At 46.2% G+C, this 14358-nt stretch carries 10 protein-coding genes; 1 reads left to right on the forward strand and 9 read right to left on the reverse strand.

Going from position 1 to position 14358, the window contains the following annotated elements; all coding sequences use genetic code 11:
• The first annotated feature begins 15 nt into the window (after positions 1–15).
• Entirely contained in the window at positions 16–963 is a 948-nt protein-coding gene (locus tag AB6D06_RS02055; RefSeq protein ID WP_372109883.1) for an aldose 1-epimerase, read from the forward strand.
• A 126-nt stretch (positions 964–1089) separates the two neighbouring features.
• On the opposite strand, the gene AB6D06_RS02060 is transcribed toward AB6D06_RS02055, so the two are convergent.
• From AB6D06_RS02060 to AB6D06_RS02100, 9 genes are all read right to left on the reverse strand, one after another.
• Positions 1090–3504 (reverse strand): GH36-type glycosyl hydrolase domain-containing protein, encoded by a 2415-nt coding sequence (locus AB6D06_RS02060; RefSeq protein WP_108112080.1) that lies wholly within the window; start codon positions 3502–3504, stop codon positions 1090–1092.
• 157 nt (positions 3505–3661) lie between these two features.
• Entirely contained in the window at positions 3662–4753 is a 1092-nt protein-coding gene (locus tag AB6D06_RS02065) for an ABC transporter ATP-binding protein (RefSeq protein ID WP_009846155.1), read from the reverse strand.
• A complete protein-coding gene (locus AB6D06_RS02070) occupies positions 4753–6102 on the reverse strand; it encodes a GH1 family beta-glucosidase (protein WP_029225479.1) in 1350 nt (449 codons plus the stop codon). Before AB6D06_RS02070 ends, AB6D06_RS02065 begins: the two co-directional genes overlap by 1 nt.
• A 17-nt stretch (positions 6103–6119) precedes the next feature.
• The gene (locus AB6D06_RS02075; protein ID WP_017077012.1) at positions 6120–6968 is read right to left on the reverse strand and encodes a carbohydrate ABC transporter permease; all 849 of its coding nucleotides are present in this window, start codon (positions 6966–6968) and stop codon (positions 6120–6122) included.
• Between the two features lie 46 nt (positions 6969–7014).
• On the reverse strand, positions 7015–8001 hold the full coding sequence (locus tag AB6D06_RS02080; protein ID WP_017061567.1) for a carbohydrate ABC transporter permease: 987 nt from the start codon (positions 7999–8001) through the stop codon (positions 7015–7017).
• A 67-nt stretch (positions 8002–8068) separates the two neighbouring features.
• The gene (locus AB6D06_RS02085) at positions 8069–9316 is read right to left on the reverse strand and encodes an ABC transporter substrate-binding protein (RefSeq protein WP_372109884.1); all 1248 of its coding nucleotides are present in this window, start codon (positions 9314–9316) and stop codon (positions 8069–8071) included.
• A gap of 18 nt (positions 9317–9334) precedes the next feature.
• A complete protein-coding gene (locus tag AB6D06_RS02090) occupies positions 9335–10342 on the reverse strand; it encodes a LacI family DNA-binding transcriptional regulator (protein WP_372109885.1) in 1008 nt (335 codons plus the stop codon).
• Positions 10343–10790: 448 nt separating this feature from the next.
• A complete protein-coding gene (locus AB6D06_RS02095; protein WP_372109886.1) occupies positions 10791–12809 on the reverse strand; it encodes a methyl-accepting chemotaxis protein in 2019 nt (672 codons plus the stop codon).
• A 199-nt stretch (positions 12810–13008) separates the two neighbouring features.
• Positions 13009–14349: a carbohydrate porin gene (locus AB6D06_RS02100; RefSeq protein ID WP_372109887.1), complete on the reverse strand. Its 1341-nt coding sequence runs from the start codon at positions 14347–14349 to the stop codon at positions 13009–13011.
• Between the last annotated feature and the right edge of the window lie 9 nt (positions 14350–14358).

Genomic DNA, 14358 nt, shown 5'->3' on the forward strand with positions numbered 1-14358 from the left:
AATGGAGACATCAACATGTTTAAAATTATAAATGAAAAATTTGGAAATATTGACTCTGTCACATTAATAAACCACCAACATGGTATAGAACTTCAAATAATCAATGGATTTGGTTCTGTTATTAATAAGTATATCGTAAATAACAGTCCATTCTCTTTTATTTGTGGTTATCAGAATTATGATGAACTGATCAACCAACATCCGTTCTTTTCCCGCAGTGCTAAATTATTCCCTTTTCCAAACCGTTTAAACTTAGGTCGTTACAGTTTCGATAACCAAAACCATCAACTCCCAGCTAATTTTCCTTGGTCTGATCACGCCGTACACGGCCTGCTCTACAACCAACCTTTTTCAATCACAAACAGCGTAGCCACTGAAGAATCTGCCAGTGTGACGTTGCAGTATCAAACGTCGTCTTTGCATCCTGCTTTCCCGTTTGCGTTCAACCTTGAAGTAACCTTAACTATCGACATCACGGGTAGACTCTCTTCCTCAACGACCGTCTCTAATCTGGGTGATTCAGCCTTCCCATTCGGTGATGCTTGGCACCCTTACTTTTCACTCGGCACTGAGCTAGCACAATGTGGACTCGCTATGTCGCCTTGCTCTGAGGTCATACACGAAAACGACCTACCCAATGGTGAAAAGCACGCTTTTGACCGTTTGTCTTTGGACGATTCACTCACCAATCAAAGCTTAAATCATTGCTTTGAATTTGATTCCAAGACAATCAATCAACTTGCGTTTACGCGCTCAGATTCGTCTGCCGCAATTCGCTACCAACAAGATGAAAGCTACCCATTCGTTCAGCTGTACACGCCAACTAGCGAGCAAAGTATTGCAATAGAACCAATGACTTGCCCCGCTGATGCCTTCAATAACCAGATTGGCTTATTGACGCTTAGCCCGAACCAATCTCAAACCTTTACTTGGCAATGCCAAGCCACCTATCAGCCAACATAAAGAAAGCAAAGTAAAGCAACTGCTGTATGCGAAATCAGCCCCCAGAGAACGCATTGCTAACGAAAGAGCCAAACTAGAAAACCAAACGAAAGAAGCAATAAAGGGCGCATAGCGCCCTTCTCTTTGTTAACCTAAAATCACCTCGATGGTGTGCTCACCAGAGGTAAACACTGGCGCTTTGTTACCTGAAATCAGGTCACCATTCACCTTCATCTCCACCACACCCTTACATACGTTATTCGGGTTCGTGACATGAATATGATACGTCGCACCACGGAACTGACGACGGACTTTGAATTCAGGCCACTCAGCAGGAATACATGGGTCCACCAGCAAGCCATCCACTTCAGGGCGAACACCCAGAATCCACTGCGTACCCGCCACGTAAGTCCAAGATGAAGTACCAGAAAGCCACGCATTACGTCCTAAACCGAACTGTTTGTGCTCGTCACCCAGAATGTTTTGTGGGTAGCAGTAAGGTTCAGATTCAAAGGTATCGATGTCATCATTTTTGGAAGCTGGGTTGATTTGACGGTAGTACTCGTAAGCACGCTCACCGTTGCCCATTTTCGCTTCTGCGATCATCACCCATGGGTTTGAATGCAAGAAGATACCGCCGTTCTCTTTCGCACCTGGTGGGTAAGTCGATACACCACCTAGCTGAGGATCAAAGCCGTTGTAACCCGGTGTTGAAAGCTTGATGCCATTGGTAGTGTTTAGTTTATTGTAAACCGAATCCAGCGCCTGAGTAGCACGCTCTTGAGTCGCGAAACCAGAGATCACAGGCCAGCTTTGACCGTTGGTGTAGATCTGACCTTGCTCGTTTTTATGAGAACCGATCGGCAAGCCTTGCTCATCAAAGTAGCGAACAAACCATTCGCCATCCCAGCCGCATTCATTGACTGTGCTCTGCATCTGTTGGTACTGATCTTTAAATTTAGCCGTCAGTTGCGCTTCACCACGCAGCTCACACAAGTCCAACATGTCGAGCAGTGCTTTGCCGTACATGTTCGCCACCATCATCGATTCAGCACCCGTTGGCAGGTTCACCGTGTCATTCCAGTCAGCAAAACCTAATAGCGGTAGACCGTGCTCACCGGTATTGGTGTAAGTAAACTCAATCGCGCGGCACAGGTGGCTCCAAACCGTTCCCGTTTCAACTGGGTTGCCCGCTTTGTCTTTTTGATAGAACGGGATCTCTTTATTCAAGAAGTCTGCATTGCCCGTTTCTTTCACATATTGCGTCACCGCGTAGATGATCCACAGGTGATCATCACCGTAGTAATCAGGGCGATCTTCCTCTTCACGAGAGTCACCCGCGTTCGCTTCCATGGTTGATGGGAAGAACTGGTGCATCGCAGAACCGTTAGTGTTCTGAACAGACAATAGACGCTCAATGAACTCGCGCGCCTCTTCTGGCATGTGAGTAATCACGCCCAACGTATCTTGCGAAGAGTCTCGGAATCCGATGCCACGCGCGCCATAGCCAAGCTGATACAGAGACAAGTAACGAGACCAGTTTTTGGTTGTGTGACACTGACGTGGGTTATGTACGTTAAGCATCGAGTTCATCGCAGGATCTGGCGTTTCAACCTGAACCGCTTGTAGGTAACCATCCCAATGTTCAGCCAGTTCAGCGAAAGCAGAATCGACAACTTGATGGTCACGATATTTAGCCAATAAAGGCAATGCTGCTTCTAGGCTCTGTTCTTGTGCGATTTGCACAATCGTACGTTCGGTCTGCTCTGGAGATAACCAACCTAGACGTAGGTTCAGTGCGCCAATGTTGTCGCCACGCAAACACTCGGTGTTGCCTAATTCATCATTGTTTAGTGCTTCTGGCGCTGCCCATGTACCGTAGCCCAAATTACCTAGGAACGATTGGCGATCACCATCAAAAGAAGTCGCAGTGCGATCCGCTGTCATCAGGTTCACCGCATAATCACGCTTCATGAAGGCGTACTGCTCAAGCACTGTATGACCCGATTCTTGTTGATGCGCTTTAAGCGTCATGGTTTGTGGAACCCAATCGGCATTTAATAGCTGCTTGAGTGCATCGAAGTGTGTGAATTCGTACACAGGTACCACATCAACATGCAGTGCTTTGTCTGAAATGTTGGTCACTTTGATGTCTTGTAGCAGTACTTGGTCAGCTTTTGGTACAAAGAAAGTCGCTTCACAACGCACACCAACGGCTTCTGCAATGATGGTGGTGTAAGACAAACCGGTGTGATTTTCAAACTTATCGAGCGGCTTCAGAGTGGGTGTGTAGAACGGTGAGAATACTTCTACATTGCCCGCTTCATCACGTACCTTGAGGTATAGGGTCGAGCCTTTGAAATCTGAGTTTGGCAGTTGAGCAATGTACTTGGTGATGCGGTTGAGTGCCGGATCGCCCTTACACAACAACACGCCACCGTTGCTATCAACAATGCCACCGAAATCTAATGTGCCGACATAGTTACACCATTTGATCGGCGTACACGGCGTGGTTGCTACGTATTCTTTGTTTTTATCGTCAAAATATCCGAATTTCATCATCACTATCCCTAGCCCCTCCCAAATCAGGAGGAGCCAAAACAATTTGTCGTAAGTTGGTTGGTGTCAGCTCAATGACTGACTTAGCCGTTTGAGTCAGGCTTCTCTCACTCGCCCTTGCAGATCAACTGGCTGTTGCAAAATAACTAGCTCTTGCAAATCAGCTCGCTAGCGAGTTCTCACTCAGAGCATCGAACAAATGGAAAGCATCCAAATCCAAGTAAAGCGTCAGATCTTTTACATCCACTTCAGCCGCTTGGGTTTCAACCATCAACGGCTGACCGCCAATTTCTGTTTTCAGAAGAATGCTTGCGCCCAGTAATTCCTTGTCTTTGATTTTCACAGGGAATGGCAGCACGCGGTCGTGGTCAACTTGCTCGGCACGTAGGTGAATGTCTGTTGGACGTACACCAAAATGCAGTGCTAGGTTCTTAGATGCCAGAGACTTAAAACGCTCAGGCAGTGGGATATGAACATCGCCAATTTCAACGAAGTACTCGCCTTCTTTTTCAATCAGTTTTGCTTCCAACATATTCATTGACGGGTTACCAATGAATTGCGCGACAAACTTGTTTGCAGGACGCTGGAACACCTCGGTTGGTGTACCAACTTGAGCAACATAACCGTCTTTCAGGATCACAATGCGATCCGCCAGTGTCATCGCTTCGATCTGATCGTGGGTTACGTAGATCGTGGTGGTTTTAAGTTCACGGTGTAAGTGTTTGATCTCTTCACGCATCACGCCACGAAGTTTTGCATCTAGGTTAGATAACGGCTCATCAAACAAGAAAACCTTCGGCGTACGAACCATTGCGCGGCCCATTGCTACACGCTGACGCTGACCACCAGAAAGCTCTTTTGGCTTACGGTTCAGTAGCGGATCAAGCTCTAGCATTTTCGCCGCTTTTAGCACTTCTACGTCGATTTCTGCTTTTGGCATGCCCTTCAGTTTAAGAGCAAATGCGATGTTCTCGTATACCGTCATGTGCGGATACAGTGCGTAGCTTTGGAATACCATCGCTAAATCACGGTCTTTCGCGTCGACTTTATTCATCAGCTTGCCGCCAACTACAATGTCACCAGAACTGATGCTTTCAAGGCCAGCTAGCATGCGTAGCGTTGTCGATTTACCACAGCCAGATGGGCCAAGGAAAACCACGAACTCACCGTCTTCAACCGTAAAATCAAACTCTTTGACGACTTCAACATCACCGAATGATTTTTTGATGTTCTTAAATTCTACTTTAGCCATTATCTGTTCTCCTCAGCGCGCTCTAGAAGCATATTTCTGTACGCAATTGCGCTCTGTTTCAATGTTCTTTCTTGGGTGGTGTAGTCAACATGGACAATGCCAAAACGCTGGCAATAACCGAATGCCCACTCAAAGTTATCCATCAGGCTCCAAGCGAAGTAGCCATCAACTTTCACGCCCGCTTCAACGGCGTTGTGAACCGCTTCGATATGACCTTGGAAATAACGAACTCGTTGGTCGTCCATTACTTGTCCATTAACACGCTCGTCGTTACCTGCAGCACCGTTCTCTGTGATGTAGATAGGCGGCATATTTTCGTAGCGAGCATCCAGTCTGACCAATAAATCGGTTAGACCTTGCGGGTTGATTTCCCAGCCAATGTAGGTGTGTTCAGCATCTGTTTGTTTCACCGATTCAATGTCGCCGTTCTCATTAAAGCGAGCGACATTGCGTGTGTAGTAGTTGATACCGATGTAATCGACAGGTGCGCTGATGATGTCTAAATCACCTTCAAGGATCATCGGCATGTTCATCGCTTGGCGTTCAACCACTAACTGTGGGTACTCGCCTTTCAATACTGGGTCGATGAACCAGTGGTAGTTCTCCGCTTCGCAGTAATCTGCTGCCGCTTGGTCTTGTGGTGTCAGCGGGTAAGCTGGCGTCGCGTTAAATACCACACCGTGCTTAGCGTGAGGCGCATTGTTACGAAGGATCGGCATTGCCAAGCCGTGTGCCAACATTAGGTGGTGAGACGCTAGGTAGCCCTCTTTTTCACCTTTGATACCTGGCGCGTGTTCGCCCCAGCGGTAGCCTAGGAATGCAGACACAAACGGTTCATTCAGCGTGGTGTACACATCGATGTTGTCACCAAAGTATTTACTCACCACTTCTGCGTATTCTGCGAATTTGTAAGACGTTTCTCGGTTTAACCACCCGCCCTTGTCTTCAAGGTATTGCGGAAGATCCCAGTGGTACAAAGTCACATACACTTTCATGCCACGAGCATGACACTCATCGATGATCTGACCGTAAAACTCTAGACCTTGCTGGTTGACTACACCGTCTTGTGGCAGGATGCGCGGCCATGCAATAGAGAGACGGTAAGCATCAACGCCTAAGCCTTGAATCATCTCGATATCTTGTTTCCATAAGTGGTAGTGGTCACACGCCACATCACCATTGTCGCCGTTATCGACCTTGCCCGGCGTCTTGCAGAAAGTGTCCCAGATAGACGGTGTACGACCGCCCTCTTCAACGCCGCCTTCAATTTGGTATGAAGATGTCGCGACACCGAATACAAATTCCTTACTGCGTAACTTTGAATCACTTGGAAGTTGATATTTATTCATTGTTATAACCCTTAAACCTAACCTTTGACTGCGCCGGACGTTAAACCACTGATCATCTGTTTCGATGCGAACAGGTAAGTAATCACGAGCGGTAAAATAGAAATTGTTGTACCTAGCATTACCGCGCCCCATGGCGTATTCGGAATACCTTGAACACTTCGAAGTGCTTGTGTAATCACATAGTTATCTGGATTGTTTAGCACCACGAGAGGCTGCATAAACATGTTCCAGAAGAAAACGAACTGAACGATAGCCAGTGTTGCTAGTGCTGGTTTCATCAGTGGCAGTACCACGCTCCAGTACGTTCTGAACTCACCAGCACCATCCAATTTCGCTGCTTCAAGTAGCTCTTTTGGAATCGATGCAATCACGTGCTGACGCATCAAAAAGATACCAAATGGTGTCGTGGTGAACGGTAGCCATACCGCCATGTGGTTATCCAACAAGCCTAAGAATTTCACGATCATGAAGTAAGGGATCAAGCTAAGCACAGGCGGAATCGCCATTGAGCCAACCAGCATGCCGAACAACACGTTCTTACCGCGGAACTTAAACACAGCAAACGCGTAGCCACCCATGCTACAAAACAGCAGCGAGATGGTGGTGCCTAAGAAAGCCACGTAAATCGAGTTAAACATCGCTTTCCAAAACGGCATGATTTCAAGCAATTTGGCGTAGTTAATCGCCAAGCTATCACCAATCGCAAAGCTAATGCCCGTACCGAAAATCTCAGAACGGTCACGAGTTGATAGCAGTGCCGACCATACAAATGGAAAGACGGTAATCAGCGCTGAAACAACCAGTAAGATGCCTAACATGACCATCAAGATCTTAGTCAGAATGTACATGCTGCGTTCGCTTGGCATCAGTCCACTTAGTGGTGAGGTATTTGTCTTAATTGATGTCGACATCTTAATGTTCCCCTAAGCCTTTCTTACCGAAGAGTAAAAATTGAACCAATGTACAAGTCGCGATGAGTGCAAACAGTAACCACGAGATAGCGGACGCTGTGCCCATTTCTAGCCATTCCCAGCCCACTTTGTAGAGGTACATCGAGATAGTTAAACCAGATTGGCCAGTACCACCTGTACCACGTGTTAGTACGAACGGTTCTTCAAACATTTGCAGGTTACCGATGATGGTCATGGTGATTGCAAAGAAGATGAATGGACGAATCATTGGTAGTGAGATGTTCCAGAAGCGGCGGAAGGCATTCGCACCATCCATACGTGCAGCTTCTAAAATGTCTTTAGGAATCGTCATTAAACCAGTGGTGTAAAGGACGATATTAAAACCGGTGTATTTCCAGAAAACCATGATCGCAATAGACGGCTTCACCATAGTGGCATCGTCTAACCAGCGGATTGGTTGAAAATCGTTAACCCAAGCAAATGCCCAACCAAACAGCGTGCTATCGGCCAATGCCATTAACGTTTGGTTGATAATTCCTGAGTTAGGAGAGTACATGTTGAAGAAAATCAGTGATGCTGCGACCGTTGATGTGATGAACGGTAGGAAGTACGCCGATGTTAGCCAGTGACGCATACGGTCACCCATTGAAACCAACATGTAAGCCACTGGAATAGCGACTAAGTGCTGAGCAACACCCGATGTGATTGCTAGCCACAATGTGTTCTTTAATGAACGCCATAGCCATGGGTCAGTCAAGGCAATGTGATAGTTCTCAAAACCAACGAACTCCATTGCATCCATGCCCTGTACTGGGTTCCATTCGTGGAACGACAGATAAACAGAGAACAACAGCGGGAAGATCCCAAATACAGAAAAAATGATCAGAAACGGCAGAAGGAATCCATACGGTGTAAGCGCTTTCAGATTTAGACGAGAAAAAAGGCTTTTGTCCGCAGGTTCTATCGTTGTGCTCGCTGTATGATTCATAGTAACGACCTCTTAAAAAAGGAAGCGCGTTATCCACGCTTCCTCACTTACTCAAAGTAATAACAAATTAAAGATTACGCGTACGACGCTTGATTAGACGCTCTGCCTCTTTCAATGCAGTCTCGATGTCCTTACCTTCATCAAGCACTTCCATCAATGCGTTCTCTAAAATTATAGAGCGTGCTACGTGGTCGCCTTGAGCTGGAGATACTGGCTTGATGTTCTGTGCCACTTCAGCAAATAGTAGACGTGCTTTCTGTCCACCTAGGAATTCCATCTCTTCTTGAAAAAGCTCATCGTCATATGTCGTTACGTTCGCAGGGAAAGCCGCAATCGTTTCGAAGTGCTTAAGTTGAACATCACGATCCGTCGTCATGTATTCAATAAGTGCCCATGCTTCATCTGGGTTGTCAGATTGAGTTGGAATCGATAGGAACGAACCACCCCAGCTGCCGTAAATGCCATCAGGTAGGTTTTCTACTGCCCACTTACCTTTGGTTTCAGGAGCGATCCAGTTGTTTAGGTGACCAAGTAGCCAAGCGCCAGAAAGTTGAGTTGCAAATGTGCCGTTGCGGAAGCCCTCGTACCATTCGTTAGACCAAGCCAAAATGCGTCCGTCTAAGCCTTTGTCGCGAATCTCTTTTGCTACTTCAAAAGCGTGAACAAAACGCTCTGATGTCACCACTGGATTGCCATCTTTATCGAAGTACAGACCTTCACCTTCAGGAACGGTCGTGAAGATAATCGCTTGTGCCACGTCGGCTGCCGAAGCGATAAGTTGTACGTTTTGCTCTTTCAGTTTTTCACCAGCAGCGATGTATGAATCCCAATCTTTGATTGCTTCTTCTACATCAATGCCCGCTTTTTCGAATACGTCGGTACGGTAGTACATAACACCTGGACCTAGGTCGACAGGGATACCATACATATCGCCGTCAGCGCCTTTGCCTTGTGCCCATGCGTAAGGTGCGAATCGTTCTTCGTATTTATCTGCACCGTAGTTTTCAGACAGGTTAACTAGGCCGCCAGATCCAACAAATGGACCAATTTTCTCAACGTCGACAACAATCACATCACCGGCACCAGAACCCGTTGCAAGGTTCGTTGTGAGTTTCGTGTGGTGGTCACCGTGGTTGTTCATAAGGTAATCAACTTTGATACCCGTTTCCTTTTCGAAATCAGGCAGTAATACCTTTAGGCTGCTATCGAAATCAGGGAAACCGTCGAAGCGAATTTCTTTGTCTGCTGCATTTACAGCTGTTGTACCTAATCCTAAAGCAACCGCGCATGAAAGCGCTAAGGTCTTAAATTTCATGTTCTATCCTTAATATTTTTATAGGGTAACTGGTAAATCCGATACCGAGTTTCTAGTGACCAACGTCGGCAGCAATTTAAAGTTCACGTCATGTTTTATTTTTTTTAGCTTCTGTAAAGTGAGCTGTACTGCTTCAACGCTCATCTCTTCAATAGGGAAATTAATGGTGGTCAAACTAGGGGTCAGATAGCGCGCGAAGATGGTGTTATCGAAGCCCACCAGTGATACATCTTTAGGAACAGATAGTCCCTCTTGATGCAACACCTCGAAGGCGCCAAATGCCATGTGGTCATTCGAAGCAAATACTGCTGTGAAATGACACTTACGATTAATCAGCTTCTTCATAGCACTGATGCCCGTATCTTCAGTAAAGCCCGCTTCCGAGACTAATGCTTCATCGTATGGCACACCCGCCTCTTCCAAGGCCTTTCGATACCCCTGCAAACGCCCCCTAGCATCTGCTTTATCTAAAGGCCCGGTAATACACGCGATATCTGTATGTCCCTTTTGCAAAAGATGTTGAGTAGCGAGTAGCCCCCCGACTTCGTTATCAATATCAATGCAACTCATCGCCATTTCTGGGATGAAGCGGTTAATTAAAACCACAGGGGTCCCCTGTTCTTCCAATTCAATTAAATAATCATCACTGAGCAGTTGAGTGTGAAGAATCAAAGCATCAACACGACGCCCCAACAGAAACTCCACAGACTCACGTTGTCCTTGCTCAGTATTCGAACCTGCTGTAACCACAGCGTGGTAACCAAAGCGGCGTAGGTTCTCTTCTATACAATGCAAAATGCCTGAATAGAAAGAGCCGCCAAGTTCTGGAACAACAACGCCCACACTACCAGTACGACTTGAAGCTAAGGCTTGAGCGATAGAGTTCGGGCGATAACCCAGCTCCTTGATCGCTTTTTCAACCTTTAATTTCTTGTCATGACTGACTCTGCTAGTGCCATTAATAACCCTAGACACTGTCGCCTGAGACACACCTGCATGTTCTGATACGTGTTTAATTGTTGCCACTCGAACCTCGATACTTCATTAGCTTGTAACCGCTTACAAAACGATTATTAAAGAAAGGCGTCTTGGTTGAAGTGAGTGTCATCACACTAAAGTTGGAGGTAAAAAGGCCAGTTGTGGAAATCATGAAAGCGCTTACAGATTACCTTCACACCATGAAACTGTTTCACGGGATTATTGTTCATATGATCAAGATGGCGCTCGGTTACTTGTTCGTCAGATCAAACAAGTCCGCCTAAATCCATTTTTTGAAAACGTCATTTGATGATGAATCCGCAGCTGACGGCAATATACACGGGGAAAGTGACCTTGTTATTTCAATGGCCTTTCGAAATTGTATGAGAACATTTCACGGTAATTTTTAGCTCAAAGCCTTTTCATCAGAAAAAACCAGATACGAAAACGCCCAGCGGAAGGCTGGGCGTGAAATCATGGAAGAAATTAACTGGCTCTAATCTTTGTGATTAGATGATTCCGCTAACTTAAACTCTTGAGTTAATGAGAATTGCTGTTGCGACATGGTTTCAAGCTGTTGACCGTGGGAAAAAAGCACTTGGGAACGTTGCGAGTTATCTTCAGCCAAGGTGTGTATCTGGCTGATATTTTGAGTGACTTGAGAGGCAACGACTTGATGCTCTGTCGTCGCGGTCGCGATTTGATGACTCCTTTGCTCAACCTCATTAAGCAGATCAGACACCGTCGATATCGAGTGATTCACTTCGCCGGTTTGTTCTACGCATTGAACCATACCCACCACGCACTGATTGATCTGTTCAACCGCCAGTTTAGAGCTAGTTTGCAACTGCTCGATCTTGTTGTGTATCTCTTGCGTAGAAGCATTGGTTTTGGCGGCTAACACTCGAACCTCATCCGCAACCACAGAGAAACCACGCCCTTGCTCTCCAGCTCGCGCCGCTTCTATTGCCGCATTCAACGCCAGTAGATTGGTTTGCTCAGAGATCCCAGATATCACATCCAGAATGGACCCAATACTGGCGCTTTCACTTTCAAGCTGACCAATGGTCGCCGTTGATTCCGCCAGCTTATTTTCTAGGCTGCCCATCAATTCGACGCTTTTATCCATGGTCTTTTGCCCATCACTGGAACTGGATACCGCGTCGGTCACTAGCGTTAGAGTTTGGTTGGCCGCCTGAGTGATTTCCGTCACTGAGCACTCAATTTGTTCCATCGCTGTCGCTACCATCACCGTTTGATTGGTTTGTTCTTGCATCGCTTCACTCAGAGAACGACTGGTGCTTTGGTTCTCTAGGGAAGCTTCCTTTAAACGTGTTGAGGAGTGGCGCATGTTGTCAATCATTTGGGTCAGGTGACTGATCACCAAATTGACTTTATCGCTCACCAAACCAAATTCATTATTGGCTTGATAGTGAACCATCACGCTCAAGTCTTTTTTGGCGACTTGGTCTAGTGCACTTTGCAGTAATTTACTTGGCTTGCGAATCCCTTTAGCGATGTTCAGCCCGATTAGCAGCGCAATAATAACCGACCCAATAGCAATGATGGCCTGCATCAACAGTGCTTGATGAGAGAAGTCCATCGACTCGTGATATAAACGTTTAGCCGTGTCTTCCGCGTACATAGAAAGCTCATCAAAATGGCTTAACTGCACATCAATGAGCTGTTCGACCTCCACTCTTTGCAGAGCAAGGCTCTCATGTAGCTTCACGGTTTCCATATGCGTTGACACAGATCCTTGCGCTGAAAATACATGTGAAGCGAGCAGTGATAAAGACTGTTTACTGCGGCGTAGCAAAGATGAGTCCAGATTATCCAAGTCTGATACAGCTTGTTCGAATCGCTCTTTACGGCTTTGTAGGCGACGCTCAACACCACGAACCTCCGATGAAGTTTGCAGAGAGAAAGCTTCATTCGCTTCTGCTGCAATCAAACTCAACTGAACCAACAAGGCTTCTACCGCTTTTTGCGTGTTGCCCGAACTCGTACTCGCCAATTGATTAACCAAGGTGTTATTGAGTTGTCCTACCACAGATTGAAATTGTTCCTGATCCATCGAACCGAGATCTTTACTATCCAAATAAGAGACGTATAAGTTTAAGGACTGTTCTATCTTATTGATGGTGGCAACGCCCGCTTCTTCAATATTTTGGAGCATGGGTTCAAGTGGTGAGCCCGATTCAGCCTTGCCATCAAACCAATTTAACTGCTGCTGATATCGCTCGATATTACTCAAAACGGTTTGTTTCAGCGGTTCGAGCTCATCAATGTAGTTGGCGGATAAATAGGGAGTAGTGCTGCGATTAATATCCAAAAAACGGATGGTGAGCGTGGAGGATTGGAGCATTAAAGGAGTGGCTTGTTGAGTGATGGTTTCGATGTGTGAGGTTATGTTCTTGTTGCTGCTAATACTCAACCATGCGCTACCAAGCATGATCACGATCAGCGTGAAGAAACCTAAATAAACTCGAGACACGATGGAAGAAAGTCTCATCGTTATTCCTTGATCTAGTGGCGAAAAAAAGGGCACAAAAATGTGCCCAAGAATGGAGTTAATTGAAACGTGCCCTAATCAATCTGCCTTTAGGGCTAAAATGGACAGTATTACGTGCTCTTAACAAGCATAGATATTTGAAAGCATGGCTCCTTGAAAATATGCCGAATTCAAAGAGCAGCGCTTTCTATACCTGTGATTACCACCAAGCTTCAAACATTGCGCCGAACGACAATGTATCAACATTGGTTGTCTTCACTGTGTTGCCTTTCGTTTCTACATCACCCACGGTTGTGTAGAAGCGAAGCATTGGACGACTCCAAGGTAAGCCACCTAAAGATACGTTTTGAGACAAAGTGACTTTCCACGCGTTCTCTTCACCGTCATCATCGTAATCAACCATGCCGTAGCCAGCTTCTAACCATGTAGAGTGAACATCATCCCATTGGTACTGTGGACGAACGATACCCGCGTATTCAGTATTCTCACGATCTAAGTCTGAGCCAGAGTTGTCTTTGTAAGACACTAAGTAATCAATGATGAACTGTTCAGATGCAGCGTAGCTACCCTCAACACTTGCATAAAAAGTCTGGTAATCACCTTTAAGGTCATATACCGATGAATCGGCACCGTCACCGTACTTAACAACCAACTTGTTAGACTCACCCAAGCCTAATGTTGCACCTACTAGGTAGGCCGTTTCATCACTGACTTTTTGTCCTTGAGTCACGACAGGCTGCATTGAATCTGTCACTGGATCGTATACGTACTCAGTCGTCGTAGACGTATCCGCTTCGCTCGATGCAAAACCGTAGTTCGCGTAAAAATCCAGATTACCAATACCTGCGTCAATACTGTGTAGCTTCGCTGTCACGGCGTATCGGCCATTGTCATTTACGAGGCCGCCTTTCACTTGGCCAACAAAGCCCATATCTAGCTTAGCGCCGTCGAAATCTAGGTTGTTAAAGCCAGCGCCTTGACCATCGTGTGTCATCCAGAAGTAATCGTTCAAACCTTGTTGCGGACGTTGATGGAAGTCGCGACCAGCCCACATATAAAGTTCTGGTTGGCTTTCAAATACGTTAGTTACACCTGCGTACATTTTTTTCATACTCAGGCCGCCGTCGTCAGCCCAAGCGTCTGCTTCCCAGTGGTCAGCCATGAATACGATGTCCCAAATCGCACCATTGTCAGCTTGGAAAAGCTTAGCTAGCTGAACCTCACCACCATTAGCTTCGTTACCCAAACGACCGACAGAACGACCTGTTGTACCGATGTCTACGTAACGCTCATCACCGCTCTTGTAGTGAGCGCCGTAACGAGCATAACCAGAGAAGACGATGCCATCTGGCACCTTAGTTTCTGCTGTTAAAACTGCGGGTTGTTGATCATTAACATAATCAATATCCACAACCTTAGATTCTAACTCTTGAATTCGTTTTTCTAATGCTTCGATATTAGTATCAGCAGCAAAAGAAGAGAGTGAAGCAAGCGAGGCCGCCACTGCGACTGTTATTGGCAAAAGCTTAAATTTTTGCATTGTAATTCC

It is taken from the genome of Vibrio sp. 10N.239.311.G01, from assembly GCF_041465805.1.
Classification (GTDB): Bacteria; Pseudomonadota; Gammaproteobacteria; order Enterobacterales; family Vibrionaceae; genus Vibrio; species Vibrio crassostreae_C.

Excerpts from the sequence above, each read along its gene's own strand:
- AB6D06_RS02055 (WP_372109883.1), top strand. The coding sequence starts at position 16 with ATGTTTAAAATTATAAATGAAAAATTTGGAAATATTGACTCTGTCACA.
- AB6D06_RS02060 (WP_108112080.1), bottom strand. The coding sequence starts at position 3,504 with ATGATGAAATTCGGATATTTTGACGATAAAAACAAAGAATACGTAGCA.
- AB6D06_RS02065 (WP_009846155.1), bottom strand. The coding sequence starts at position 4,753 with ATGGCTAAAGTAGAATTTAAGAACATCAAAAAATCATTCGGTGATGTT.
- AB6D06_RS02070 (WP_029225479.1), bottom strand. The coding sequence starts at position 6,102 with ATGAATAAATATCAACTTCCAAGTGATTCAAAGTTACGCAGTAAGGAA.
- AB6D06_RS02075 (WP_017077012.1), bottom strand. The coding sequence starts at position 6,968 with ATGCCAAGCGAACGCAGCATGTACATTCTGACTAAGATCTTGATGGTC.
- AB6D06_RS02080 (WP_017061567.1), bottom strand. The coding sequence starts at position 8,001 with ATGAATCATACAGCGAGCACAACGATAGAACCTGCGGACAAAAGCCTT.
- AB6D06_RS02085 (WP_372109884.1), bottom strand. The coding sequence starts at position 9,316 with ATGAAATTTAAGACCTTAGCGCTTTCATGCGCGGTTGCTTTAGGATTA.
- AB6D06_RS02095 (WP_372109886.1), bottom strand. The coding sequence starts at position 12,809 with ATGAGACTTTCTTCCATCGTGTCTCGAGTTTATTTAGGTTTCTTCACG.
- AB6D06_RS02100 (WP_372109887.1), bottom strand. The coding sequence starts at position 14,349 with ATGCAAAAATTTAAGCTTTTGCCAATAACAGTCGCAGTGGCGGCCTCG.